This is a genomic window from uncultured Friedmanniella sp., assembly GCF_964244005.1.
Taxonomy (GTDB): Bacteria; Actinomycetota; Actinomycetes; order Propionibacteriales; family Propionibacteriaceae; genus Microlunatus.
In genome coordinates, this window is sequence record NZ_CAXTHG010000009.1 from 1 (window position 1) to 26,010 (window position 26,010).

Consider the following 26,010-nt stretch of genomic DNA (forward strand, 5'->3'; position numbering starts at 1 on the left):
CGCTGGAACCCCAAGATGAAGCGCTTCATCTTCACCGAGCGCAACGGCATCTACATCATCGACCTGCAGCAGTCGCTGACCTACATCGACCGCGCGTACGCGTTCGTCAAGGACGTCGTCGCCCGCGGTGGTCAGGTCATGTTCATCGGCACCAAGAAGCAGGCGCAGGAGACCATCGCCGAGCAGGCGACCCGGGTCGGGATGCCTTACGTCAACCAGCGTTGGCTCGGTGGCATGCTCACCAACTTCCAGACCGTCATCAAGCGTGTCCAGCGGCTCAAGGAGCTCGAGGGCATGGACTTCGACGACGTGGCCGGCTCCGGCTTCACCAAGAAGGAGCTGCTCGGCTTCCGTCGCGAGATGGTCAAGCTCGAGAAGACCCTCGGCGGTATCCGCGACATGAGCAAGACCCCGCAGGCCGTCTGGATCGTCGACACCAAGAAGGAGCACCTCGCCGTCGACGAGGCGCGCAAGCTGAAGATCCCGGTGATCGGCATCCTCGACACCAACTGCGACCCCGACGAGGTCGACTTCGCGATCCCGGGCAACGACGACGCGATCCGCTCCGTCTCGCTGCTCACCCGGGTGCTGGCTGACGCGGTCGCCGAGGGCCTGGTGGCCCGCTCCGGCGCGCAGAGCGGCACCGAGGCGACCCCCGAGGGTGTCGCCGAGCCGATGCCCGACTGGGAGCGCGAGCTGCTGGGTGCCGCCGAGGACGCCGCGCCGGCGGTGCCCGAGGCCACCCCGGCCGAGGACGCGGCTCCGGTGCCGGCTGCTGAGCAGCCCGAGGAGGCTGCGGTCGAAGCTGAGGCCGCCGCGGATGCTTCGGTCGACGTCGAGCAGCAGACCGACCAGCCGGTCGCCAACTGACACGCTGCCTGACCACGCACGAAAAGACGAGGAACCCAAGAGATGCCAATCACTGCCGCTGACGTGAAGAAGCTCCGCGACGCCACCGGCGCCGGGATGATGGACTGCAAGAAGGCGCTGACCGAGGCCGACGGCGACTACGACCAGGCGGTCGAGTACCTGCGGGTCAACGGCCAGGCCAAGGCCGCCAAGCGGGGCGCCGAGCGCTCCGCGACCAACGGTCTGGTGGCGTTCGCCGACGGCGCCCTGCTCCAGCTCGGCGCCGAGACCGACTTTGTGGCCAAGAACGACGAGTTCCAGACCCTGGCCAGCGCCGCGGTCCAGGCCGTCGCCGCGACCAAGGCCGGCAACGTGGACGAGGCCAACGCGGCCGCGCTGCCGTCCGGTCAGACCGTCGGTGAGGCCGTGGGCGAGCTCGCGGTCAAGATCGGCGAAAAGCTCGAGGTCAGCAACGCCACGTACTTCGACGGCCAGACGGTGGTCTACCTCCACCGCCGGGCCTCCGACCTGCCGCCCCAGGTGGGCGTGCTCGTCGAGTACGAGGGCAGCAACGAGACCGCGGCCCGGACCGCAGCGATGCAGATCGCCGCGATGCGGCCGCAGTACCTGAGCCGCGACGAGGTGCCGAGCGACCTGGTGGAGAACGAGCGCCGGATCGCCGAGGCCACGGCGAAGGAAGAGGGCAAGCCCGCGCAGGCCCTCCCCAAGATCGTCGAGGGCCGGGTGAACGCGTTCTTCAAGGACGTCGTCCTGCTCGACCAGCCCTCGGTGACCGACAACAAGACCACGGTCGGCAAGCAGCTCGACGCCGCCGGGGTGAAGGTCCTCCGGTTCGCCCGCTTCGAGGCGGCCGGCGCCTGAGGTGACAGAATGCGCTGCGGACCTGCGGGTCCGCAGCGCATTCGTCTGTCCCGGGTCGCGTGAGCGGTCCGCACCCCCCAAGGTTTGAGGAAGGACGACGATGAGCGGACCCTACAAGCGGGTGATGCTGAAGATGTCCGGCGAGGTCTTCGGCGGTGGTCACGTCGGCGTGGACCCCAACGTGGTGCACGGCCTGGCCGAGCAGATCGCGCAGGTGGTGCTGGAGAGCGGCGTCCAGGTGGCCGTGGTCGTCGGCGGCGGCAACTTCTTCCGTGGCGCTGAGCTGCAGCAGCGTGGCATGGAACGCGACCGGGCCGACTACATGGGCATGCTGGGCACCGTGATGAACTGCCTCGCGCTGCAGGACTTCATGGAGAAGCAGGGGGTCCAGACCCGCGTCCAGACCGCCATCACCATGGGCCAGATCGCCGAGCCCTACATCCCGCGCCGCGCCGAGCGGCACCTGGAGAAGGGGCGGGTCGTGATCTTCGGCGCCGGCTCGGGGATGCCGTACTTCTCCACCGACACCGTCGCCGCGCAGCGCGCCCTCGAGATCGGGGCCGAGGTGCTGCTGATGGGCAAGCAGGGCGTCGACGGCGTCTACTCCGCTGACCCGAAGACCGCCGCGGACGCGGTCAAGTTCGACGACCTCACCTACGACGAGTACCTCGCCCGCGACCTGAAGGTGGCCGACGCGACCGCCATCAGCATGGCCCGGGACTACCAGCTGCCGATGGTCTTCTTCGGTCTCGACACCGCGGGCAGCATCGTGCAGGTGGTCTCGGGTGAGAAGATCGGGACGACGGTCCACGCCTGAGCGCTCCGGCACGACGAGAGCCTGGCCATCCACCACCACGTGACCCGCACGACCAAGGAGCACCGATTCCTGTGATCGCCGACATCATCCTCGAAGCCGAGATCAAGATGGACAGCGCCATCGAGTACGCCAAGGAAGAGTTCGCCGCCATCCGTACCGGCCGGGCTCACCCGGCGATGTTCGCCAAGCTGACGGCGGACTACTACGGTTCGCAGACCCCGCTGCAGCAGCTGGCGACCTTCCAGGTGCCGGACGCGCGGGTGGTCATGATCACCCCGTTCGACCAGTCCTCGGTGAACGCGATCGAGAAGTCGATCCGCGACTCCGACCTCGGGGTCAACCCGTCCAACGACGGCAAGACGATCCGGGTCACGCTGCCCCAGCTCACCGAGCAGCGCCGCAAGGAGTACATCAAGCTCGCCAAGGCCAAGGCGGAGGACGCCCGGATCTCGGTCCGCGGCGCACGGCGCACGGCCAAGGACGCCCTCGACAAGATGGTCAAGGACAAGGAGGTCGGGGAGGACGAGGTGGCCCGCGCCGAGAAGCAGCTCGACGCCGCCACCAAGAAGCACACCGACGTCGTCGACGACCTGTTCAAGCACAAGGAAGCCGACCTGCTCGCCGTCTGAGCGGGCCGCAGGCACCGGCGTGAACGCGTCCTCCTCGCCGACCCCGCCGCCGTCCGGCGCGGCGGGCGCGACTCCTGTCTTCGGTCGCGCGGGTCGCAACCTGCCGGCGGCGATCGGTGTCGGCGTCGGGCTGGGCGCGTACGTCATCGCGTCGCTGCTCTTCTGGCCGTTCGGCTTCGTGCTGCTGGTCGGCCTCGCACTGGCCCTGGCCTCCGTCGAGCTGCACACGGCGCTGCTCAAGGTCGGGATGCGCTCGGCGGTCGTGCCCATCGTGGCGGGCAGCGTCGCGATCGCCATCGGTTCCTACGTCGCGGGACGGCAGTCCCCGGTGGTGTTCTCCACCACCAGCGTGCTGTTGGCCTCGCTCGCCCTGACCGTGCTGGCCAGCCTGATCTGGCGGATGCCGGGTGGGGCCGAGGGCTACGTCAAGGACGTGGCCGCCAGCCTGCTGACCATCGGCTACGTGCCGCTGCTCGGCTCGTTCGCTGCGCTGATCCTGGCGGCCCCCACCGACGGCGTCGCCCGGACGGTCACGTTCCTGCTCGTGGTCGTGATGAACGACACCGGCGGCTACATCGCCGGCGTGCTCTTCGGCCGCCACCCGATGGCCCCGAGGATCAGTCCCAAGAAGTCGTGGGAGGGCTTTGCCGGCTCGGTCCTGCTCGGCACCGTCGCGGCGGTCTGCATGACGGTGCTCGGCCTGCACGCACCCTGGTGGATCGGCGTCCTGCTCGGGGTCTGCCTCGTGGCTGTGGCCACCTGCGGCGACCTGGTCGAGTCGATGGTCAAGCGCGACCTCGGCATCAAGGACATGAGCTCGTTCCTGCCCGGTCACGGCGGAGTGATGGATCGCTTGGATTCGTTGTTGCTCGCCGCCCCGGTAGCCTGGCTGATCATGTACATACTGGTTCCCGGCGGATGACCGCGTCTCCGCACGCTGCGGGTGGGGCGACGCCTCCCGCGTCCGCTGAGGCCGTCTCTCCCGCGCCCACCGCAGCGACCCGTTCGCTGCCGTTGGTGATGAACGCCCCCCGTCGCGGCCAGCCGCCGCAGCACTGGGCCGACCTGACCCCCACCCAGCGGCGCGAGATGGTCGAGGCGACCGGTCAACGGGCGTACCGGGCCCGTCAGCTGTCGGCTCACTACTTCGAGGGTCTGCGTGACGACCCGGCCGACTGGACCGACCTGCCGGCCGCCGTCCGCGACGAGCTGGCTCGGGCGTTTCTGCCCACGTTGCTGACGCCGGTCAAGACCACCGAGGCCGACGCCGGGACGACGGTCAAGACCTTGTGGCGGCTGCACGACGGCGCCCTGGTCGAGAGCGTCCTGATGCGCTATCCCGACCGGGTGACGATGTGTGTGTCCAGCCAGGCGGGCTGCGGCATGGCCTGCCCGTTCTGCGCCACCGGCCAGGGCGGCCTGCAGCGCAACATGAGTGCCGCCGAGATCGTCGAACAGGTGATGGACGGCGCCCGTCGCCTCGACCGCGGGCAGATCGCGGGCGGATCGGCCGGTGGGCCGGACGATTCCGACGCTCGGGACCGGGTCAGCAACGTGGTCTTCATGGGCATGGGCGAACCGCTCGCCAACTACAAGGCGGTCGTCGGGGCGGTGCGTCAGCTGACCACCCCCGCGCCGGACGGTCTGGGCATGAGCGCTCGCGGCATCACCGTGTCCACCGTCGGCCTGGTGCCGCGGATGCAGCAGCTGGCGCAGGAGGGTATCCCGGTCACGTTGGCCCTGTCGCTGCACGCCCCCGACGACGAGCTGCGCGACGAGCTGGTGCCGATCAACACCCGCTGGAACGTCGAGGAGGTCGTCGACGCCGCCTGGGAGTACGCCAAGCTGACCAAGCGTCGGGTCTCGATCGAGTACATCCTGATCCGCGACATCAACGACCAGGCCAGCCGGGCCGACCTGCTCGCCAAGGTGCTCCGCCGCCGCGGCAACTGGGGCTGGGTGCACGTCAACCTGATCCCGCTGAACCCCACGCCTGGCTCCAAGTGGACCGCCTCCCGGCGCCGCGACGAGGACGAGTTCGTCCGCCGGCTGCAGGCTCGCGGGGTTCCCGTGACCGTCCGCGACACCCGCGGTCGAGAGATCGACGGCGCGTGCGGTCAGCTGAAGGCCACTGTGCTTGATTGACCTCGCTCCGCTCGGTCTGCAGATTTCGCTCTGATCCGATGCCTTCCTCCTGCGTGGGCAGGACGGAAAAGCGTGTCCTGCCCGCTTAGTCGTCCAGGCACCGGCGCGAACTCAGGCGGTCGTCGCGACAGACTACTAGGGCAGTTGAGCGATTGTTGCCTTGATGGTGCCGTCGTGCAGCTCCAGGATGCCGAGGGTTCGGTGCGGCTGGCGGCGCTTGTCGGTGGGGGAGCCGGGGTTGAAGATGCGCAGGCCGTCGCCGGTGACGTCCATCGGGATGTGGGAGTGACCGAAGACCACGAGGTCGGCGGCGGGGAAGCGGCGGCGGAGCCGGGCGGTCCGCCGGTCCTTCGGCCCGCTGTCGTGGATCATCGCGACGGCTACCCCACCGAGCGTGAGCTCCAGGGTCTCCGGAGCGCCCCAGGCGGCGACGTCCGGGCCGTCGTTGTTGCCCAGCACCACGTGCACGGGGGCGAAGGCGGCCAGCGTGTCCAGGACGTCCGGCGTACAGACGTCGCCGGCGTGCAGGATCACGTCGGCGGTCGCCAGGTACGCGGCCACCGCCGGCGGGCAGTCCTTCCAGAAGCGCGGAGCGTGCGTGTCGGACAGCACGATGACCCTCACGGCAGCAGGTCCTCGAGTCGCACCAGCTGCTCGCGCGACAGCCACGACGGGTTGGCGGCGAAGGGCTGCCGCTGCACCTCGAGGTCTCCGATGCCGCTGGTCCGCAGCTCGGCGTCGGTGACCGGCTCCTCGAACAGCGGGATGTCCACCGCCACCCGGGCGCGGATCCCGTGCCGGGCTGACGGCTCGCGCCAGAAACCAGCCTCGTCCTCCACCCAGGTCTCCGCCTCGGCGACGATCTGGCCCAGCCCCCAGATACCGCGGGCGAACCCGGTTCGGCCGTCCCCGGACACCCACCACAGCACCCGGTCGGTGGGTCGCATCATCGCGCTGCGGTAGCCCGGCCGGACCGCCCACGAGGTCAGCCGCCGCTCACCAGCCGCCCAGAAGCCGGGCAGGTCCCACGCCGTAGGGTTGCACTTCAGCAGCCAGGCGCCGAGGTCGGACCGCCGAACCGAGCCTCCCGTTGCCATCCCGCCATCCTTCCAGGCCGCCGCCCTCGGACGTGTCGGGAACTCCGGTCCGGGCACGACAAGATGGTGCCCATGCCCAGCCCGACCTCTGCCCTGCACCGGCTCGCCGATGCCCTGTCCGTCGCCACCGCCTACGGAGACTGGCAGGGTGCTCACCGGCAGATCACCGACCAGACCCTGGTCGCGGTGCTCGCGGGACTGGGCGTCGACGCCGCCACCGACGAGGCTGCCGAGGCGGCGCTGGCCGCGCACGAGGAGCTGCCGTGGACCCGGTTGCTGCCGCCGTGCGTGGCCTTCCGCCGCGGTCAGCCCGTCGAGGTGCTCGTGCACCCGGCGCAGGGGGAGCAGATCGAAGCCTGGATCGAGCTGGAGAACGGTGGGCGGCGTGACGACGTCGTCCGCCGTCCCGGCGGCCGCCCTGCGCGCCGGGTCGGTGACCGGATGGTGGCCGAACAGCTGTTCGGGCTGCCCGAGGACCTGCCCCTGGGCTACCACCGGCTGCGGGCGCGCAGCGAGTCAGCGGAGGGCACCACCGAGCTGATCGTCACACCCACCTGGCTGGGGGTGCCCGATCGGCTGGGCGACCGCAAGGCGTGGGGGCTGGCCGCCCAGCTCTACAGCGTCTGCTCCCGGCAGTCCTGGGGCGTGGGAGACCTGACCGACCTCGAGGACCTGGCCGTCTGGTCGGCGGCCGAGCACGACGCCGACTTCGTGCTGATCAACCCGCTGCACGCGGCCGAACCGCTACCGCCGTTGGAGCCGTCGCCCTATCTGCCCACCACCCGGCGGTTCACCAACCCGATGTACCTGCGGCCGGAGCGGATTCCCGAGTACGCGAGCGCCACCGACGCCCAGCGGCAGCAGATCGCGGCGTTGCAAGCCCAGGTGGCGACCGCCGACGGGCCGGCGGTGCCGATCGACCGGGACCGGTCCTGGACGGCCAAGCGGGCGGCGCTACGGCTGGTCTTCGCGGTGCCACGGACGCCCGGCCGAGAGCTCGCCTTCGCCGCGTACCGGCGCCGGGAAGGGGTCGGGCTGCAGGACTTCGCCACCTGGGCGGTGTTGTCGGAACAGCTGGGACGGGGGACCGGCGACTGGCCGGCGGAGTTCCGGCACCCGAGCTCCCCGGCCGTACGGGCCTTTGCCGCCGAGCACGCCGAGGAGGTTTCGTTCCAGTCCTGGTTGCAGTGGCAGCTCGACGAACAGCTCGCCGCCGTCCAGCAGGCCGGTCGCCGCGCCGGGATGGGTCTCGGCGTGATGCACGACCTCGCGGTCGGCGTGCACCCGGCCGGCGCCGACGCCTGGAGCCTCCAGGACAGCTACGCCGCCGGGATCACCGTCGGGGCGCCGCCAGACCCGTACAACCAGAACGGTCAGGACTGGAGCCAGCCGCCGTGGCGACCCGACCGGCTCGCCGAGACCGCGTACGCCCCCTTCCGGGCCATGGTCTCCACGATCCTGCGGCACGCCGGCGGGATCCGGGTCGACCACGTGATCGGTCTTTTCCGGCTGTGGTGGATCCCGGCCGGCCTCGGCCCGACCGAGGGCACGTACGTGCGCTACGACCACGAGGCGATGGTCGGCATCCTGGCCCTCGAGGCGCACCGGGCCGAGGCGCTGGTGGTGGGGGAGGACCTGGGCACGGTGGAGCCCTGGGTGCGGGACTACCTCAGCGAGCGCGGGATCCTCGGGACCTCGATCCTGTGGTTCGAGTTCGACTGGGAGGGTGACCGGCTGCCGTTGGCGCCGGACCGCTGGCGCGAGCTGTGCCTGGCCTCGGTCACCACCCACGACCTGCCGCCGACCGCGGCGTACCTGGCGGGGGACCACGTCCGGCTGCGGGAACGGCTGGGAGTGCTCACCCGGCCGCTCGCCGCTGAGCTCGAGGCCGCCGCGGAGGAGCGCCGGGCGTGGACCGACCAGCTCGAACGCACCGGTCTGCTGGCCGCGACCGAGACCTCCGAAGCCGCGATCATCGAGGCACTGCACCGCTACCTGACGCTCACCCCGTCACGGCTGCAGTGCGTAGCCCTGACCGACGCCGTCGGCGACCGCCAGGCCCAGAACCAGCCAGGGACGACCAACGAGTACCCCAACTGGCGGGTGCCGCTCACCGGCTCCGCCGGCGAGCCCGTCCTGCTCGAGGACGTCTTCACCAGCGACCGCGTCGCCGCCCTGGCGGAGGTCTTCGAGGGCCAGAACCGCCGCTGACCCCATGCGTCACCGTCAGCGGGGGCCGACGTGCACGATGCCGGCGTCGGCGGCCTTCTTCACCGCGTCGGCCTCGGTCTGGGTCAGCGTCCCGGCCTTGACGGCGTCGGCGAGCCGGTCGTCGACGGCCTTGTCCCGCGCGGACTTCTCGGCGGCGCGGATCTCGGCGAGCGCGGTCGTCACCTTGGCCTGGTCGACGTCGAGGGACGTGGCCAGGGCCTGAGCGAGCGCAGCGTCGTCCTCCGCCTTGGGTGCCCGCTTCGTACCCGGGTCGGGCCTGGTGGTCGGACGGTTGGCCTCGCGATAGGTCCGCAGGGCGGTCTCGACCTTGGCTTGGTCGACCCCGAGCTTGTCGGCGAGCTGCAGGGCCAGCTGCTGCCCGTGCTCCCCACGACCGGGGCCGCCGCGACGGTCGCCGGGCGCTCCGCTGGGCGTTGCGGCGGGCGCACTCGCGCTGGGGGTGGGGCTGGGCGAGGTGCTCGGGTCGGCGGAGGCGAGGCCGGCCACCCCAAGGCCGAGGCCGAGGGCGAGCGCCCCGGTGGCGGTGACGGTGAGGGTCTTGGCGGTGCGGTTCATCTGTGCTCCTGGCGTCGGGGCCGCGGCGGCCCGGTGGTGCTCGAGTGTTCGGTCAACTGTGGTGGGTCAACCTGGGGTGTGACTGGCAGTGTCCTGGCAGGAGCCTGTCAGCGTAGGCGGAACTCCGGTTGGGTATCCGTCGTTAGGCTTTCCCCATGCCCGAAAGAGCCGCTGCGGCGGTCAGTACGCCGAACCAGGACGAGTCCGAACCCGCGAAAAGCGGAGGCGAAAGCCTGAAGACCGTCGTCATCGCCTTCGCGGCGAACCTGCTGATCGCCATCGCCAAGTCGGTCGCCGCCGTGATCAGCGGTTCAGCGTCGATGCTCGCCGAGGCGGCGCACTCCTGGGCAGACACCGGCAACGAGATCTTCCTGCTCGTCGCCGAGCGCAAAGCCGAACGCGGGCGGGACGCGCACCACCCCATGGGTTTCGGGCGAGAGTCCTACGTCTGGTCGCTCTTCGCCGCGTTCGGTCTCTTCACCGCCGGCGCTATCGTCTCGATCTGGCACGGCGTCACCGAGCTCCTCGACCCGGAACCGGCCGGGGACTACCTGATCGCCTACATCGTGCTGGCCCTCGCCTTCGTGCTCGAGGGCATCTCCTTTCGGCAGGCCTTCATGCAGTCACGTGCCGCAGCGAAGGGCCTCGACCGCGGGCTGCTCGAGTACGTCTCGAGCACCTCCAACTCGACCCTGCGGGCGGTTTTCGCCGAGGACGCGGCGGCACTCATCGGCATCCTGATCGCGGTCGTGGGAATCGCGTTGCACCAGGCGACCGGGTCGGTCATCCCCGACGCGATCGGCTCGATCATGGTCGGCGCCCTGCTCGCCGTCGTCGCGATCTTCCTGATCGACCGCAACCGGCGTTTCCTCGTGGGTGAGGCCGTCCGCCCCCAGATGCGCGAAGAGGTGCTCCGCGGGCTGCTCGAGCGAGCCGACGTCGAGCGGGTGACCTACCTGCACCTGGAGTTCGTCGGACCCGGCCGGCTCTACCTGGTCGCCGCCATCGACATGTCCGGCGACGACCGTGAGCACGACCTCGCCGTCCGGCTCCGCCGGGTCGAGCGGGACCTCGAGCAGAACGCCAACATCGAGGAGGCCGTCTTGACCCTGGCCACCCCCGACGAGGTGTCGCTGCAGGTCGGAGGACCGGACCACGAGGCAGCCGGCGGAGCTGGGTCCCGACGGGTATGACTTTGACCCAGTCCGCCGCTAGCACGTCAGAAACAAATCTGGCCCTCCCTGATACGAGTTCTTAACTTTCCGCTCGCGCCCCTCCGCGTCGGTGCAGACTGGTGTCCGTTCTGCTGTCGTCGCTCCGGCAACGCTCAGCAGAAGCAAGGCGCTGACAAATCGGGGGATTCCACATGCGCTCATCGGGGGAGACGACTGCCGTCTTCGTGCATCCCGCCGGCCTCTGCGAGAGCGACGAGGTCGGCGCGGGCACTCGCGTGTGGGCCTTCGCCCACGTCCTGAAGGGCGCCGTGGTCGGGCGCGACTGCAACGTGTGCGACGGCGCCTACGTCGAGGGTGGTGCCGTTCTCGGCGACCGGGTGACGGTCAAGAACCAGGTGATGGTCTTCGCCGGTGTCACCGTGGCCGACGACGTCTTCCTCGGTCCTGGCGTGACCTTCACCAACGACCTGCGCCCCCGCGCGCACCTGAAGAAGACCGGCGAGGAGCTGGACCGCACCACGGTCGGCAAGGGTGCCACCCTCGGCGCGCGGGTGGTCGTGGTCTGCGGCGTCAGCATCGGCGCCCACGCGTTCGTGGGCGCGGGCGCGGTGGTCACCCGCGACGTCCCCGACCACGGGTTCGTCGTTGGCAACCCGGCTCGGATGATCGGGTGGGCGTGCGTCTGCGGTCGGCGCCTGCCGGAGGACCTCGTCTGCGAGTGCAAGCGCCGCTACACCGTGCAGGACGGCGAGCTGCTCGCCCGAGAGGTCTGAGCGCTCGTGTACGTGACGTTGCGCGGTACACCGGAGCAGCCGTTGCCGACTGCTCTGGTCCTCGACGACCAGGTACCGCCGACGGGCCTGCGCCGCGGGGTGCCGGGCACCGTGCTGGCGCTCGGTGCGGTGAGCTTCTTCACCGACATCTCCTCCGAAGCGGTGGTGGCGGTGCTGCCGCTCTACGTCACCGCGGTCCTGGGCATGAGCCCGCTGGCCTACGGTTTCCTCGACGGGGTGTACCAGGGCGTCTCGGCGGTGGTGCGCGTCCTGGGGGGTTGGTGGGCCGACCGGACTCAGCGCAGCAAGGAAGTCGCGCTGCTCGGCTACGGGGTCTCCGCGGTCTCCCGGTTCCTGCTGCTCCCGGCCTCCGGTTTCGGTGCGCTGACCGGTACGGTCGCCCTCGACCGACTCGGCAAGGGGCTCCGCACTGGTCCGCGTGACGCGTTGATCGCGGGCGCCAGTGCCGAGCACCAGCTCGGCCGTAACTTCGGCGTCCATCGAGCGATGGACACGGCCGGCGCGCTCGTCGGTCCGCTGGCGGCGTTCGCCATCTTGATGTCCATCCCTGTCGGCCTCGGCGGTTACCGCTCCGTCTTCGTGCTGAGCGCCGCGGCTGCTGTGGTGGGGCTCGCGGTCCTCGTCCTGGCGGTGCCCGGTCGGTCGCCTCGCGTGATCGCAGCGGCGGCGGAAGCCGGCCCTCGGATGCGTTGGCGCGACCTGACCGACCCTCGGCTGCGCCGCGTGCTTGTCGCGGCTGGTCTGCTCGGGCTGCTGACGGTCGGCGACGGGTTCCTCTACCTCGTCCTCGCGGGCGCCGGCACCTTCGGGGCGAGCTGGTTCCCGTTGCTGATGGTCGGGACCAACGCGGTCTACCTGCTGTTGGCGGTCCCGCTGGGCAGGTTGGCCGACCGTGTCGGCCGGGCACGGGTCTTCCTCGGCGGTCACCTCGCCCTGGTCGGTGCCTACGTGCTGACCGCGACCCAGCTCGGCGGCGCCGCCTGGGTGATCGCGGTGCTGGCGCTGCTGGGGACGTTCTACGCCGCCACCGACGGCGTGCTGGCCGCGATCGCGAGCCGGCTGGTACCGCCAGCCAGCCGCGCCAGTGGGATCGCCGCAGCGCAGACGGTGGTGGCGTTGAGCCGGTTCGGATCCTCGGTGGGTTTCGGGCTGCTGTGGACGCTGACCGGTCGCTCGACCGCGATGGTCGTGGTCGCGGTGGGTCTGACGGCCGTGCTGCCGGTCGCCGCCGGCCTGCTGCGGCTGCGCCGTACCGCGGAAGCCTCGTCGTGACGCGGGGGCGGATGGTGCTGCTCGCGGTGATCGGCGTGCTCTGCTTCGTGGTGGCTGCCGGCTACTTCGTGTATGCCCGCAGTGCGGTGACGGCACCCGCGGCCGCCACTCCGGTGCCGACCATCGCGGTCGCCGCGGCTCTCGCCGCTCCCCACCTGGTGTTCCGCAACAGCGCGCTCGGCGCCGACTACGGCAAGCTGGCCCTCGTCCCGCTCGCCGACCCGGCTGGGCCACGGGCCGTGGTCGGTGACGTGAGCTGCGCGCGGGTCTACGCCGCTCCGCGGGCCGGCGTCTGCGTGACCGCGAGCCGGGGGATGACCCCCAGCTACGGGGTGTCCATGCTCGACGACGCTCTGCGACCGACCACCTCGACGGTGTTGACGGGAGAGCCCAGTCGGGCGCGGATGTCGGCCGACGGCCGCCTGGTCTCGACGACCACCTTCGTCACCGGGCACTCCTACGCCTCGACCTCGTTCTCGACCTCGACGATCATCCGCGAGGACGGGAGGGCCCTGGGAAACCTGGAGACCTGGCGGACCACCTTGCCGGACGGGTCTGACCTGAGGGCGCTGAACCGCAACTTCTGGGGCGTGACCTTCGCTGCTGATGACGACACGTTCTACGCCACGGCTGCCTCGGGCAGCACCACCTGGCTGGTGCGCGGCAGCATCCGGGCCCGCACCATGACCGCCCTCCGAACCGACGCCGAGTGTCCGTCGCTGTCCCCGGACGGGACGCACGTCGCCTACAAGAAGCGGCTCGGCAACGCCACCCCCGGAGTCTGGCGGCTCGCCGTGCTCGACCTCGCCACCTCCAGGGAGACCCTGCTCGCCGAGACCCGCAGTGTCGACGACCAGGTCGAGTGGCTCGACCGCTCCTCCGTCCTCTACGCCCTGCCACGCACCGGTACCGAGGCCACCACGACCGACGTCTGGGAGGTCCCGGCCGATGGCCTGGGCACCCCGACCGTTCTCGTCCCCCAAGCCAGCTCGCCGGCAGTTGTCCGGTGAGCAGCCCCTGCGTCAGCGTCACAGTCCACCCGCACCCCCCGGCGGCACCACCAGTCCCAGCCCAGCCGAGGAGAAGTCGATGACGACCATGACCGCGCCCCCCACCACTACCCTTCGAGCTAGTCGGGACTGCGGACCCGCGGTGCCTGTTCGCCAGCAGCCCGGCGAGGTCGACACCGCCAGCAACCCGCTCCCCCGAGCAACTTTGCCGACGGACGGTCGCTGACGTGGCCGCCATGCTCAAGCTTGCTCCGCGCGCACGTGGTCGTCGCGACCAGCGACCCCCGACCAGCCAGCCGCACGTCCTGATCGTCGTGCAGAACCTGCCCGTCCCCCTCGACCGTCGGGTCTGGCTGGAGTGCCAGGCCCTGAGGGACGCGGGCTACGCCGTGAGCGTGATCTGCCCCAAGGGCCCAGGAGACCCCTCCTTCGACGTCATCGACGAGGTCCGGATCCACAAGTACCGTCCGGCTCCTCAGGTGGACGGCGCCAAGGGCTTCCTGCTCGAGTTCGTCTACAGCTGGCTGCGTACCGCGTGGCTTTCCTTCGGGATCTGGCGGGACCGGCCCTTCGAGGTCATCCAGGCCTGCAACCCGCCGGACACCTACTGGGCGCTGGCGTGGCTCTGGCGTCGGCAGGGGGTGAGCTTCGTCTTCGACCAGCACGACCTGAACCCCGAGCTCTACCTCTCGCGGTTCGGGGAGCCGAAGACGTCCAACGGGAAGCTCCAGTACTGGGGACTGCGCTGGCTGGAGAAGATGACCTACCGGACGGCGGACCGGGTCATCTCCACCAACGAGTCCTACCGGTCGGTCGCGATCCGCCGCGGTCGTCGCTGGCCCGAGGACGTCGTCGTGGTGCGCAGCGGCCCCGACACCCGCCGGATGCGACCCCTTCCGTCCCACCAGGCCACTCAGCCCGGACGGCCCAAGTCGCTGGTCTACCTCGGGATCATGGGTCCGCAGGACGGTGTCGACATCGTCTTGGAGGTCATGCACGAGCTGGTCCACCACCGCGGCCGCACCGATGTGCGGGCGACGCTGATGGGCTTCGGCGACTGCTTTGAGCAGCTGCGGCGTCGGGCGAGCGAGCTCGAGCTCGACGACGTGGTCACCTTCACCGGCCGGGCGGACCTCGCGATGATCGCTGACCACCTGAGCAGCGCCGACATCGGGCTGTGCCCGGACCTCAAGTCACCGCTGAACGACGTCTCGACGATGAACAAGACCATGGAGTACATGGCTTACGCCCTCCCCTCGGTGGCGTTCGACCTGACCGAGACCCGGGTCTCCGGCGGCGAGACGGTGCTCTACGTCGCCTCCGGCGATCTCCAGGCCTACACCGATGAGGTCGAGCGGCTGCTCGACGACGACGAGCTGCGGCGCCGCCTGGGCCGTGCCGCCCGCAAGCGGGTGGTGGAGCTCCTGGACTGGCGCACCCAGGTCCCAGGCTATGTGGGCGTGTTCGACGGCCTGACCGGTGGAGCCGACCCGAGATCGGCTCCCGTGGTCGAGCTCGTCGACGACACCGATCTGTTCGAAGGGCCGCCGGACCATCGCGACCGCACGTACGTCGAGCTGGACACGAGCCGGGCCCTCGAGCCCGACGCTCTAGAGAGGAGCACCGCGTGATCGCCGAGCTCGACGGGCAGCCAATGTGGGAGGGGACGTCTGAGGCCGTCTCCCTCTCGGTCATCGGTTGCGGCTACCTCGGGGCGGTCCACGCCGCCGCGATGGCCAGCCTGGGTCACGACGTCGTCGGAGTGGACGTGGACGCCGGCAAGGTGGCGGAGCTGAACGCCGGTCAGGCCCCGTTCTTCGAGCCGGGCCTGACCGAGCTCCTCGGCGAAGGAGAGCGGACCGGTCAGCTCCAGTTCACGACCGATCTGGGCTCGGCGGCGTCCGCTCAGGTGCACTTCATCTGCGTCGGGACTCCGCAACGCCGGGGGGAGAACTCCGCCGACCTGCGTCACGTGGACGCTGCCCTGCAGCAGCTGCTGCCGCACCTGAAGCCGGGGGACGTGGTGGTCGGTAAGTCGACGGTGCCGGTCGGCACCGCCGAGCGGCTCGCCGAGCAGGTCCGCTCGGTCGAGCCCAGCGCCACGTTGGTCTGGAACCCCGAGTTCCTGCGCGAGGGGCTCGCCGTCAAGGACACCCTTTCCCCCGACCGCCTGGTGTACGGCGTGCCGGAGGGCCCGGCGGGGGAGCGGGCGGTGGTCGTCCTCAACCGGGTCTACGCGAAGGCGGTGGCCAACGGGGTTCCGGTCGTGGTCACCGACTACGCGACGGCTCAGCTGGTCAAGGTGGCCGCCAACTCCTTCCTGGCCACGAAGATCTCCTTCATCAACGCCATGGCTGAGCTGTGCGAGGTCACCGGTGGCGACGTGGTCCAGCTGGCCGACGCGATCGGGTACGACGCACGGATCGGTCGCCGCTTCCTCAACGCCGGTCTGGGGTTCGGCGGCGGCTGCCTGCCGAAGGACATCCGCGCCTTCATGGCCCGGGCGGGCGAGCTCGGGGTCGACCAGGCACTGACCTTCCTGCGGGAGGTGGACTCGATCAACATGCGGCGACGGGTCCGGATGGTCGATCTCGCCCGCGAGGTCTGCGAAGGCTCTATCGTGGGACGTCGGATCGCTGTCCTGGGCGCGGCGTTCAAGCCGGACAGCGACGATGTCAGGGACTCCCCAGCACTCAGCGTGGCTGCCCAGATGACCTTGCAGGGGGCTGACGTGGTGGTGACCGACCCGCAGGCGATCGCCAACGCCTCGGCGAAGTGGCCCGACCTCGTGTTCGCCGAGACCGCCGACGAGGCTGTCCGGGGGGCCGAGCTGGTGCTGCTGCTGACCGAGTGGCCCGAGTACATCGCCCTCGATCCGGTACAGCTGCGGGACCTGGTGGCCAAGCCCCGGATGCTCGACGGTCGCAACGCGCTCGACGCGGCGCGGTGGCGGGCCGCGGGCTGGACCTACCGTGCGTTGGGTCGCCGCTGATCTCGGCGTGCGCGATGCGAACTGAGATCGGGACTTAAGTCACTGATCTCGTCGGTGAGGGTGCAAGTCGTCGGGGAGCGGTGTACTCTCGCCGAGGCAGCTAATTAGGGGTTTGTTGTCCCCGGGGGTCAATGTCTTTCCGACCTCAACGAAACGGCTATTAGATGCGACTACGCACCATCTCAGTTGTCATGCTTTCCCTGATCGCGTTCGTCGCTCTCCTGCGTCCTGCAGGAGCTGACGCAACGACCGAGAGCCTGTTCGGGTCGACGGTCCCGGCGATCAAGTCGGCTAGTGACAGCCTTTCCGTCACGGTCGGATTAAAATTCAAGACCAAAGTCAATGGCAAGGTGATAGGTGTTCGGTTCTACAAGGGATCCGGCAACACTGGTACACACGTGGGAGCCTTGTACTCGTCTGCGGGAGTACAGCTCGCGAAAGCGTCCTATGTGCAGGAGTCCACGTCCGGATGGCAGTCGGTCTACTTCTCCTCTCCCGTGACTGTCGCCGCTGGGGCCACACTGACAGCAGCGACGCTGGCGCCGAAGGGGCACTACCCCTTCGCGGCCGGTTACTCCTGGCCCACGACCGGAACTAATCTTGCCGGACTCTCTGGCGTGTACCGGTACGGGTCGAGCATCAAGTACCCGAGCCAGACCCACAACTTCACCAACTACTTCGTCGACGTGATCTTCGCGGCGAGCCCGGTCCCGACGGTTCCTCCCGCGCCCAGCACAAGCCCGAGCCCCGTCCCGACGGTTTCTCCCACGCCCAGCACAAGCCCCAGCCCAAGCCCTAGTCCGAGCCCTAGCCCTAGCCTGAGCACAAGCCCTAGTCCGAGCCCTAGCTCGACCTCGAGCACCGCCTCAGCTCCTCCTGCTGTGGGCGCGTTCCCGGCCGCCAGCACCACCGGTGTTCCGTCCGGCGTAGCGCTCACCCCCACCGGCGGTCTGACGATCACCCAGCCGGGAGCTGTCGTCAACGGTCTGGATATCACCGGCCCGGTGGTGGTGCGTGCTGCCGGAGTCACGATCAGGAACTCCCGGATCAAGGGGAGCGGGGACGACGCGTTCTGCGTGCAGACCCAGGGTGCCGGCACTCTTACCATCGAGGACAGTGAGATCAGCGGCGGCTGCGAGAACGGCATCGGGTTCGACGATTGGACTGCGCGCCGGGTCGAGATTCGTGGGACGTTCGGCGACGGGGTGAAGCTGGGCAGCGACGTGTTGCTTGAGGACTCGTGGATTCATGACCTTGCCCCGGCCGCCGGCGCCCATGCTGACGGAGGGCAGGTCCAGAGCGGCGTCACGGACACAGTCGTCAGACACAACACGATCGACCTTGCCACGACCTCCCGAGCGAATGCGGCTTTGTTCCTTGCGCCGGATCTCGGTCCGACCACGAACGGTCCCCTGATCATCGAGAACAACAAGCTTAATGGCGGCAACTACACCGTCTTCTGCGTTGATGGTGCTGACGGTCGCTACGTCATCCGCAGCATCTCGATTAGGGGCAACCACTTCGGCGATAACTTCACCTACGGTCGTTCGAACGTGAACGTACCTATCCTGCAGTCGGCCAATGTTGTCGATTCCACCGGTGCGGCATTGACGCTCTAGGGGCCGAAAGCGCGCAATGCCGGGAGCCAAGAATGCCCGCTGCCTCCATCAAGTCGCCAGCACTCCTGTCAGTGGAAAATGTCTCCGAACGGTGGCGCTATTTGCTGACAAGGCTCGCAGGATGGCCGATCAGCCCGAGGAACTGCGATGCGCGCGCTTCCCAACTGTGGTCCTGCGCGAACGTCTGGCCGGCGCGCCGACGCTCGGGGCCAGTCGGGTTCCTGGCGAGGTGAGCGGTCAGCGCGGCGAACGCGGCAGGGGTGGAGGCGATGTGGACCAGTCCGTCGGGCAGGGCTCGCGCCGCCGGGAGGTCGGTGGACACCACATCGAGCCCGGCGGCGAGGTACTCGATGGTCTTCAGCGGGTAGCTGCCCTGATTGAACGGTGACGTCACATAAGGGGTCAACCCGACCGAAGCCGCGGCCAGGTACCGCGGTAAGTCCGGGAAGGGCCGCGGCCCGGTCCACTGCACGTTCGGACGCGCGGTCAGCGACTCGAATCCTTCCAAGCTGGACGTGAGCGCAAGAGGTCCGACGAGCAGCAGATTCACGCCGGCGTCAGCGACCGCCTGCAGGATCTGAATGTCAATGCGTTCGGAAATGTGTCCGAGGAAGACCGCGGTCGGGCGCGGTAGCGTCACGTCATCCGCGGGTGAGTCGGAGCTCGTTCGGGCTAGGGCTCGGGCATCGCAACCGTTCGGGAAGATGTGCACCGCCCGACCGGGTGCGGCCCAACGCTCGGCCAATTGTTGGCTGACACCCATGATGAGGTCTGCATTCGACAGCTGTCGCGACTCCTCCTGCTCGAGGCGCTCGACGGGTATGCCCATGAGATCCGCTCCGGCGACCCAGTCGTCCGTACCCCACAGGACACGGAGGCGGGCTCGGCTGGAGTTCAGGACGTCGTCGAAGGAAGCGGCGACGATCGCGTCGACGCGAGCCGCCCCAAGTCGATGAACCGCTCGCCGGATGGCACGACGTGTCATCAATCGTGCGACTTCACGGAGCACCGGGCGAGTCACACCGGGCAGAGAGACCGGTGTGACGCGGGCCAGGCCTGGAAGCACGACACGCACCGACGAGCTCAGGGGCCGTGATCGCAGGTGCGGTTTCCGCAACCAGGTCAGCGTGGAGACAGGCGGGTCGACGTAGAGCACAGGAACCCGCTCACTCAGGGCAAGCGCTAAGTGCTTTTCCGACATCCAGGGGTCGTCCCACGAGACACCCGCTGCGATGACGATGAGGTCATTCCATCCTCCCGGCTCCTCGGGCAAGGACCAGTCCCACTCGTCGGCGGATCGTGTGGCTGCAGCGCTGGTGGCCCGGTTGTCCCCGTGCCCTCTGACCCGAGCTGTCCTGCACTCGTCCCCCGTGCGTCCGGGGTGCGGGAAGGAGGGCCGGGTGCTCGAGAAGTCGAGATCGACCCGGACTTGGCCGGGGAGGGACTCCGTCAGTACGAAGCCGCTCAGGCGGAAAAGCGAACCGACTGCTCCGATGGCGAAGAACAGCATGCCGGACACCTGAGGGAAGCCGAAGGCGTCGAAGGTGGCACAGGCGAGAGCCGCGGAGGCGATCGTGGCCATCAGCGAGCGGGCGAGGCTGCGGTCCGTGGGATCAGGCAATGCCCGGCTCATCTTCTGAGCGACCACCAGCGTCGTGGCCAGAAGAGCGAGAAAAGCGACCAGGCCGACGACCCCCGTTTCGATGAGCAGGCCGAGATACTGGTTGTCCAATATTCGGTAGCTGGGCAGGAAGGTTGAGATTCCGCGTCCGAAGACGGGGTGCTGGCGGATGAACTCGAATGCCAGCCCGTAGCTGTCGGTGCGTGATCGGGCGCTGTCGTCCTCAGAGATGCCCGTGAACAGCCGGACCATCGTCCCCAGCACCCCTGGAAGGAGCAGGTAAACGGCGCCGAGGCCCGCGATGACAGCGACGTAGGCGAGTCGTCGGCGCGGAGGCGACCAAGAGGGCAGCAGAACGGCGAGGACCACGGCGAGCCCGAGGAAGGCAGACCTCGACATCGTGAGTGGGAGGGCGGCGCAGATGGCGACCACCGGGGCAAGCCGGGCAAAGCGCGAACGGTGCACGTCGGTGAACGCGAAGTGCAGGGCGATTGGAAGCACCATCGTCAGCACCACCCCGAACTCAATGGGGTGGGTCGCAGTCCCGGCCGTCCGAGCGAATCCATTGCGGTCGTACACGCTTCCGAGCGTTTGGTGGGTCGAGAGCCCGGGAATGGCGAGCTGGTCGACGTAGGAGGTGTGTGTCACGTACTGGACGACTCCGAGGATCCCGACCAAGGCCATGCAGGTGACCAGGAAACGAAGCAGTCTCAGCAGATGGTGGCGTGACACCACCCCATCGGTGGTCAGGAGCATGAGACCGGCCCACGACGCCACCAGAATGACCCCTCGGTCAGCCGAGCTGACCTCCAGGGCCTCCACAGGGCGGCGCGCCGCTGATACGTAGGAGAACAGCATGGCCAGAGCAAAGGCAAGCATTGCCGACCGGGTGGGGATGGAGGGCTGGATCACGTGCTGGGAACGGTTCAGCTGCACCCCAAGCCACCACAGCCCGGCCACAAGCCCGAGGATCTGGGCCGGGGTGCCGGCTGCCCCCAGCGGGGCAAAGAGGAGCGTCGATGGGATCAGGAGGAGCGCGCCTGCCCAGGCGTAAAGCACGATGCCGGCGTGAGCAGGCCCCCTAGTGGACGGCAACATGGTTGGCATCCCATACAGGGGCAAGCCGCTCACCGTGCTGAGTCTGCCCATACCCACGTTGTGTCTGAGTCCTCCGGCGCCTCAGTCTCGGGAGCCGGGCGAGGCTGCGGCTCAGACTTGCTGGCCGACCTGCGGCGCAGGAGGCCGTCCAACGCGTTCGTTCCCAGGACGGTCAACGCGAGGCCCCCAACGGCAGCCGCCAGAGTCGCCCTCAACTGCTTCTTGATCGACGGCTCGGGGCTGGTGTCCCGAGTGACCTCAGTGAGAGTGAGCAGGTTGGAGGTTGGCCGCACGCCCACCTGCGCCTGGAGCTTTGACAAGACCTCTGGCATCGCCTTGACCACCGAGTCGAGCAGCGCCAGGGCTCGGGCCGGATCGGAGTCGGTCACGTCGACCAGGAGCATCGGACCGCTTGACGTGGTGTCGCGCGAGACCTCGAACGTCGCTGAGCCGTGGGCCGGTGCGAGGGTGTCGTGAATGGGGCCGCTGTTCATCGCGGCCGCAAGCATGTCTGCGGCTGGTTCGAGTCCCCCGAGCACAAGGTAGGGGTTGCCCGCCTCGTCGGCGGCACGAGCGGTGGGGAGAACCATCAAGGACGCGCGAGCCTCTTGCTCAGCCGGTACAAGGGCGAAGGCGGCATATGTGAGGGCGGCGGTCGCCAGCAACCCGATCACGACCGCCCACCAGAGTCGCCTCAGTGCGCCCACAAGTTCCACCAAGTACATCGAAGCCCTCCGCCCCTATAGCCCCCGCGGGCATTCTCCCAACGTCCTGCGACTCCAGAGTAAGGGCTCTAGACTGCTTGGTCTGGTGGTCCGGGCAACTCGTGCCACCAAGTCATGGGTTGGGGTCCTCGGCGGGGGGACGACGAAAGAGCGGGGTGGCCGATGACCTTCGGGGACGTGCTTGTACTCAGCTGGCGCTTCCGGTTCGTCACCGCGGTCGGCCTCCTTCTGACCGGTGTCGCTCTGTTTCTTGTCTCGCCGCCGGTCGAGGCCTGGAACGTGCGTGTTTCGGTGATTCTGCTGGTCCCGAAAGGCACCCCGGGAAACGCAATCGCCTCGACGACCACCTCCCTGATCGCGACGACAGGAGTCGTGGCCCGCAACGTCAATGGTCCCAACGACCAGTCCCAGACGGTCTCCTCCGATCTGACACTCGCAAGCACGGAAACAGAACCCGGATGGAGTCTGCGCCAGCCGAACGCGGGTGGGCAGTGGGACGTGGACTACGAGGAGCCGCGGCTCGACGTCAAGGCTTGGGGCTACACCTCTGAGGAGGCGTCCGCGCAGATGCGGGACGCGCTGACGAAGATCGAAGGATCTTTGACAGCGCTGCAGGATAGCCGGAAGGTCGCTGAGAGCCAGCGGATCCGGCTTACCCTGAGCCCGGACCAGCCGGTCTTCACCATCCAGTCCGGATCACGCGTTCGCGCGCTAGCGGGCACCGGTCTCGCCGGAATCCTGGTGACCCTGGCCGGCATCCTCGGGCTGGAGCGCCTTCTACGAGGGCGAACATCAGCGCCGGAACCAAGCGGTGCGGACGGCGCCGCCCTCGACGAGTTCGCTGACAGTGACCGCTGACAGTCTGCGGATCTCCAGCTCGTCCAGTATCGCAGTTGTCAGCGCAGCCCGGTCGACGCTCGCAAAGACAGGGGACCCGTCCGGACCCGGCTCCAGGCGCTCGTGCAACAGAAGAATCCCACCCTCAGTGAGTCTCGCAAACGCCTGGTCGACGTGTTCGAGCAGCTCAAGATCCTCCCAGTCGGCTGCGTCGGCCGACCACACGACGACCTCTAGCCCGGCCCGGCGCGCGGCCAGCCAGCTGGTTGGTGTCTGCTTCCCGTAGGGAGGCCTGTAGTAGCTCACTCGCACCTGGGCGACATCCTCGAGCCGCAGTCGCGCCTCATTCAGGACGCGCACGGCAGCACGGTGCGGGAGCGACGGGAGCGGTGTGTGGTCAAAGCCGTGCAGAGCGATCTCGTGGCCGCTGTCACGGATCTCGCGCACCAGCTCTGGGTGCCTTTCGGCTTGGGAGACCAGCAGGAAGTAGGTGGCGCGAGCCCCTGCTCCTTCTAGCGCCCGCAGGATGAGGGGGGTCGTGCCGGGGTCAGGGCCGTCGTCGAACGTGAGGGCCGCGCTCCCCGGCGAGCTTCCCGCGTTGATCGAGCCGAACCCTGGAGCGAGCGCCAAGTCGGCCAGCTGGCGGGCGACGACTCGCCCCCCAGGTCCGAGCCGAGCGCGGAGTTCCCGCATCGCACCTCCACCCCTCCCACTTTCGGCTCCGGTCGAACCCACGCTACTGGCTCACCGATGCCGGTGAGCACGACTTACTGAATCCTGGTGCGTCGCCTGCACGGCTCACGACGGCCAGCGCGGGCGTAGAGCCTGCAGGCAGGCGGCGCCGCTGCAATGATGCTCGGCGGGTAGTGAAGAAGTGGAGGCCACATGTCGTCAGATCGCCGCGTTGGCGAGACCCGGGAGTTCACGATCGGCTTCGCCTGCCACTGGACCCGGCCCTTCGAGACCTCGTGGTCGGGGACCCCCTGGAACCTCCGAGCCGAGATGAGGAGCCTCGCGCACGTCGTGGACCTCGGGGTGGAACTGCCCACAGTGACCAGACAGGCTCTCCGTGCCGGGTACGCGCGGCAACGAGCCGGACGTTGGGGCTCCTCGTGGCGCCAGGGCCTGGCCACCCGGCACCTCGTCAGCAGGTCACTCCAGCGCGCTGCTGCTCGTAGCGAGGTCGATGCCGTCCTCGAGATCCAAGACCTCGGAGAGGTGTCGGTCCCCTTTCTGGTGCTGCAGGACCTCAACTACGCCATCCTGCTCGAGCGCTTTGGACCTGAGGGGGTTCCTCACTTCCGGACGATCTCACGGCGTCGGCTTGACGCCCTTCGCCGACGTCAGGACCACATTTACGCCAGCGCCGCCATGCTGCTGCCGATGAGCCGCTGGCTACGCGACCACCTTGTCGCTGGTGGTGTTCCCATCGAGCGTCTGCGAGTGGTCAATCCCGGTTCCACTGCAGTCCCCGCCGTCGGCGCCCCCGTCATGCCACGACGAGCGGGCATCGAGCGGAAGTTGCTCTTTGTCGGCCGGGACTTCGACACGAAGGGGGGCCCGCAGGTGGTCGCGGCCTTCGCACGGCTCCGCCAGCAGCTCGGAGCGCAGATCAGGCTGACGGTGGCCGGCCCGGACGTCTGGCCACTACGCGGCGACATCCCGGACGGCGTTACCTTCCTGGGCAAGGTGCCTCATCCCCGCGTCGGCGAGCTGATGGACGAAGCAGATCTTCTGGTGATGCCCTCCTTGATGGAAGGCTTCGGCATCGTGTTCGCCGAAGCGCTGTCCCGCGGGCTGCCCTGCATCGGTCGCGACGCCTGTGCGATGCCCGAGATCATCGACCCGGTGTCGGGTGGCCGGCTCGTCACGTCGAACTCCGTCGACGAGCTTGCCAGTCTCATCCACGACACCCTCGAGGACGACCACCTCTACGCCGCGTGCGCTCAGGCCGCCGACCAGCAACGTGGTCATTACACGTGGAGTCGGGCTGGTCGTGAGGTCGTCGCCGCTGTAGGAAAGGTGCTAACGACCGCGACCTGAGTCCGCGTGCCGATTCTAGCTCACGAGGGGCCGTCCAGCTCCACGAGCACCTAGGCCCCGCCGCCCCGTCCTTGCTCGACCGGCAGTCCGAAGAGGGTCGATCGTGCCCGTGGATAGCCCTCTGACCAGTCGCGGCGGCGTCGCCACACCGTCCACCACGTCCCCCGGCGACCGAGTGCGCGCTCGGCCGTGGCCCGTAGCAGTGTCCCAGCTGCGATCAGAGCGATGCCGATCCTCGCCCTCCCCGGGGTCCAGGAGCGCTTGAGCAAGGTTGTCTTACCCGCCATCACCATGCTCATCTTCGCGCCGTGCCAAGCGCTCGAACCGCCGACGTCGTGGATGACGACAGCCTGGGGGACGATGACTGGACAGTGGCCTTGCCGGGTGGCGCGGATGCTGAAGTCGGCGTCCTCGCCGTAGAGGAAGTACGTCTCGTCCATGCCACCGAGCGCGTCCCAGTGGGCACGGCGCATCAATAACAGGCAGCCGGTGATGATCGGTACCTCGCGCACCGTGTCGCGAGCCCAGGATCCGAGCGACTCGGGGTCGAACAGCCGTGACCGCTTGAAGATGGTCGAAAGGCCCAGGGCGAAGCAGGTCAGCGACCACAGGCTCGGGGCGCCCCAGCAAGAGCTCGGCTCGAGGCTGCCGTCGCGGTGCACCGTACGACCGCCGTAGAGCCCGTAGTGGGGGTTGTTCTCGGCGAAGGCCATAAGACTTGCGAGAGAGCCAGGTCGGACCACGGTGTCGGGGTTCAGCAGGAGGACGTACTCGCCCGCTGTTCGCCTCACCCCACGGTTGACTCCAGCTGCGAAGCCCAGGTTCGCCCGAGCTTCGTCAACGACCACTGAGGGATACCGCTCGCGGATCGCTGCGGCGGAGTCGTCCGTCGACCCGTTGTCCACAACGACGATGGTGGCATCGTTAGGCGGGGACTCGAGGACGCTGCTGATGCATTCGAGCGTCGCATCGCGAGTGTTGTAGCTCACGATGACGATTGAGACAGCCATGCCTCAACCTGACACGGGAGCAGAGGAGTCCGGGATGCCGCTGGCTTCGCCCGTAGAAGGCCGCATGCCGATCACTTTCGCGGGCACCCCAGCAGCGATGCACTGCGCCGGGAGATTTTTCGTGACGACAGCCCCGGCGGCGATGACAGCCCCGTCACCGATAGTGACCCCCGCGAGCACGACGACGTTGGCGCCGAGCCAGACATCGTTGCCAAGCACGACGTCCTGCTCGATCTTGGGCTGGTACATCACCGGGATGCTGCCCTGGTCGATCCCGTAGTTGGATGCGGTGATCGTCACGTGCGGTGCCAGCAGGCAGTGGTTGCCAAGCGTCACTGTGCCGGAGGTGTTGCCGGCCCAGATCATGTCGTGCTCGCCGATATGGCTCTCTTTCCCGATGGTGATGCGCTCGCCGTTGCGGAAGCTGGCGTTCGGGGCGATGCGGACCCCTGGGCCCAGAGTGATCTTGCGGACCTCACGGACGTAGGAGTACGAGGCGAAGTGCACCGAACGAGCCAGGTGGATCCAGGTCCGGGGGCTGAGCAGGGAGTGAACCGCCGATACCAGGCGCACCGCGCCGCGGCTCTCCCCAGCGGGAGGGGCGTCCT

Annotated in this window: 24 protein-coding genes and 1 pseudogene; 17 read left to right on the top strand and 8 right to left on the bottom strand. The window is 68.8% G+C overall.

Annotated features, from left to right (window positions below; translation table 11 throughout):
- The 6 genes from rpsB to rlmN all read left to right on the top strand — a co-directional run.
- A partial coding sequence (rpsB, locus tag ACFE76_RS07490) for a 30S ribosomal protein S2 (protein WP_375431121.1) occupies window positions 1-870 on the top strand: 870 nt, incomplete at its 5' end.
- A 42-nt stretch (window positions 871-912) separates the two neighbouring features.
- Window positions 913-1,731: a translation elongation factor Ts gene (tsf, locus tag ACFE76_RS07495; RefSeq protein WP_375431122.1), complete on the top strand. Its 819-nt coding sequence runs from the start codon at window positions 913-915 to the stop codon at window positions 1,729-1,731.
- A 100-nt stretch (window positions 1,732-1,831) separates the two neighbouring features.
- Complete coding sequence (gene pyrH / locus ACFE76_RS07500; protein ID WP_375431123.1) at window positions 1,832-2,548, top strand: UMP kinase; 717 nt, start codon at window positions 1,832-1,834, stop codon at window positions 2,546-2,548.
- Between the two features lie 74 nt (window positions 2,549-2,622).
- A complete protein-coding gene (gene frr / locus ACFE76_RS07505) occupies window positions 2,623-3,177 on the top strand; it encodes a ribosome recycling factor (RefSeq protein ID WP_375431235.1) in 555 nt (184 codons plus the stop codon).
- 19 nt (window positions 3,178-3,196) lie between these two features.
- Window positions 3,197-4,099 carry a phosphatidate cytidylyltransferase gene (locus tag ACFE76_RS07510; RefSeq protein ID WP_375431124.1) on the top strand — a complete coding sequence of 301 codons (903 nt, stop codon included), beginning with the start codon at window positions 3,197-3,199 and terminating at the stop codon, window positions 4,097-4,099.
- A complete protein-coding gene (gene rlmN / locus ACFE76_RS07515) occupies window positions 4,096-5,322 on the top strand; it encodes a 23S rRNA (adenine(2503)-C(2))-methyltransferase RlmN (protein WP_375431125.1) in 1,227 nt (408 codons plus the stop codon). The genes ACFE76_RS07510 and rlmN overlap by 4 nt, the downstream gene beginning before the upstream one ends.
- 135 nt (window positions 5,323-5,457) lie before the next feature.
- Here rlmN and ACFE76_RS07520 read toward each other — a convergent pair whose 3' ends face one another.
- Together ACFE76_RS07520 and ACFE76_RS07525 are read right to left on the bottom strand one after the other, a co-directional pair.
- Window positions 5,458-5,946, bottom strand: a complete 489-nt coding sequence (locus ACFE76_RS07520; RefSeq protein ID WP_375431126.1) for a metallophosphoesterase family protein — start codon at window positions 5,944-5,946, stop codon at window positions 5,458-5,460.
- Entirely contained in the window at window positions 5,943-6,419 is a 477-nt protein-coding gene (locus ACFE76_RS07525; protein ID WP_375431127.1) for an EVE domain-containing protein, read from the bottom strand. The genes ACFE76_RS07520 and ACFE76_RS07525 overlap by 4 nt, the downstream gene beginning before the upstream one ends.
- A 72-nt stretch (window positions 6,420-6,491) precedes the next feature.
- Between ACFE76_RS07525 and malQ the strand changes: the two genes are divergently transcribed.
- Window positions 6,492-8,630, top strand: coding sequence for a 4-alpha-glucanotransferase (gene malQ / locus ACFE76_RS07530; protein ID WP_375431128.1), 2,139 nt, complete (start codon window positions 6,492-6,494; stop codon window positions 8,628-8,630).
- Window positions 8,631-8,645: 15 nt separating this feature from the next.
- Here malQ and ACFE76_RS07535 read toward each other — a convergent pair whose 3' ends face one another.
- Window positions 8,646-9,206 carry a hypothetical protein gene (locus ACFE76_RS07535; RefSeq protein ID WP_375431129.1) on the bottom strand — a complete coding sequence of 187 codons (561 nt, stop codon included), beginning with the start codon at window positions 9,204-9,206 and terminating at the stop codon, window positions 8,646-8,648.
- 155 nt (window positions 9,207-9,361) lie between these two features.
- Here ACFE76_RS07535 and ACFE76_RS07540 point away from each other — a divergent pair, with 155 nt between their 5' ends.
- The 8 genes and pseudogenes from ACFE76_RS07540 to ACFE76_RS07575 all read left to right on the top strand — a co-directional run bounded on the left by ACFE76_RS07540 (window position 9,362) and on the right by ACFE76_RS07575 (window position 18,068).
- Window positions 9,362-10,399, top strand: a complete 1,038-nt coding sequence (locus tag ACFE76_RS07540; RefSeq protein ID WP_375431130.1) for a cation diffusion facilitator family transporter — start codon at window positions 9,362-9,364, stop codon at window positions 10,397-10,399.
- A gap of 173 nt (window positions 10,400-10,572) precedes the next feature.
- The gene (locus ACFE76_RS07545) at window positions 10,573-11,154 is read left to right on the top strand and encodes an acyltransferase (RefSeq protein ID WP_375431131.1); all 582 of its coding nucleotides are present in this window, start codon (window positions 10,573-10,575) and stop codon (window positions 11,152-11,154) included.
- A 42-nt stretch (window positions 11,155-11,196) separates the two neighbouring features.
- Complete coding sequence (locus ACFE76_RS07550; protein ID WP_375431132.1) at window positions 11,197-12,447, top strand: MFS transporter; 1,251 nt, start codon at window positions 11,197-11,199, stop codon at window positions 12,445-12,447.
- Entirely contained in the window at window positions 12,444-13,457 is a 1,014-nt protein-coding gene (locus tag ACFE76_RS07555; RefSeq protein ID WP_375431133.1) for a hypothetical protein, read from the top strand. Before ACFE76_RS07550 ends, ACFE76_RS07555 begins: the two co-directional genes overlap by 4 nt.
- 236 nt (window positions 13,458-13,693) lie before the next feature.
- Window positions 13,694-15,088, top strand: a complete 1,395-nt coding sequence (locus ACFE76_RS07560; protein ID WP_375431236.1) for a glycosyltransferase family 4 protein — start codon at window positions 13,694-13,696, stop codon at window positions 15,086-15,088.
- Window positions 15,089-15,111: 23 nt separating this feature from the next.
- Window positions 15,112-16,449, top strand: a complete 1,338-nt coding sequence (locus ACFE76_RS07565) for a UDP-glucose dehydrogenase family protein (protein ID WP_375431237.1) — start codon at window positions 15,112-15,114, stop codon at window positions 16,447-16,449.
- Window positions 16,450-16,640: 191 nt separating this feature from the next.
- Window positions 16,641-17,120, top strand: a pseudogene (locus ACFE76_RS07570) (DUF4082 domain-containing protein); the annotation flags it as partial.
- 210 nt (window positions 17,121-17,330) lie between these two features.
- Window positions 17,331-18,068 carry a right-handed parallel beta-helix repeat-containing protein gene (locus tag ACFE76_RS07575; RefSeq protein ID WP_375431238.1) on the top strand — a complete coding sequence of 246 codons (738 nt, stop codon included), beginning with the start codon at window positions 17,331-17,333 and terminating at the stop codon, window positions 18,066-18,068.
- 97 nt (window positions 18,069-18,165) lie between these two features.
- Here the strand turns inward: ACFE76_RS07575 and ACFE76_RS07580 are convergent, their stop codons facing one another.
- Together ACFE76_RS07580 and ACFE76_RS07585 are read right to left on the bottom strand one after the other, a co-directional pair.
- Window positions 18,166-20,748, bottom strand: a complete 2,583-nt coding sequence (locus ACFE76_RS07580; protein WP_375431134.1) for an O-antigen ligase family protein — start codon at window positions 20,746-20,748, stop codon at window positions 18,166-18,168.
- A gap of 68 nt (window positions 20,749-20,816) precedes the next feature.
- Window positions 20,817-21,512, bottom strand: coding sequence for a hypothetical protein (locus ACFE76_RS07585; RefSeq protein ID WP_375431135.1), 696 nt, complete (start codon window positions 21,510-21,512; stop codon window positions 20,817-20,819).
- A gap of 162 nt (window positions 21,513-21,674) precedes the next feature.
- Here ACFE76_RS07585 and ACFE76_RS07590 point away from each other — a divergent pair, with 162 nt between their 5' ends.
- Complete coding sequence (locus ACFE76_RS07590) at window positions 21,675-22,370, top strand: hypothetical protein (protein ID WP_375431136.1); 696 nt, start codon at window positions 21,675-21,677, stop codon at window positions 22,368-22,370.
- Here the strand turns inward: ACFE76_RS07590 and ACFE76_RS07595 are convergent.
- Window positions 22,305-23,042 carry a polysaccharide deacetylase family protein gene (locus ACFE76_RS07595; RefSeq protein WP_375431137.1) on the bottom strand — a complete coding sequence of 246 codons (738 nt, stop codon included), beginning with the start codon at window positions 23,040-23,042 and terminating at the stop codon, window positions 22,305-22,307. The two genes, ACFE76_RS07590 and ACFE76_RS07595, sit on opposite strands and share 66 nt — an antisense overlap.
- 543 nt (window positions 23,043-23,585) lie before the next feature.
- Here ACFE76_RS07595 and ACFE76_RS07600 point away from each other — a divergent pair.
- A complete protein-coding gene (locus tag ACFE76_RS07600; RefSeq protein ID WP_375431138.1) occupies window positions 23,586-24,392 on the top strand; it encodes a glycosyltransferase family 4 protein in 807 nt (268 codons plus the stop codon).
- Between the two features lie 50 nt (window positions 24,393-24,442).
- Here the strand turns inward: ACFE76_RS07600 and ACFE76_RS07605 are convergent, their stop codons facing one another.
- Both ACFE76_RS07605 and ACFE76_RS07610 read right to left on the bottom strand, forming a co-directional pair.
- Entirely contained in the window at window positions 24,443-25,402 is a 960-nt protein-coding gene (locus tag ACFE76_RS07605) for a glycosyltransferase family 2 protein (protein ID WP_375431139.1), read from the bottom strand.
- 3 nt (window positions 25,403-25,405) lie between these two features.
- Window positions 25,406-25,909 (bottom strand): acyltransferase, encoded by a 504-nt coding sequence (locus ACFE76_RS07610; protein ID WP_375431140.1) that lies wholly within the window; start codon window positions 25,907-25,909, stop codon window positions 25,406-25,408.
- Window positions 25,910-26,010 lie beyond the last annotated feature (101 nt).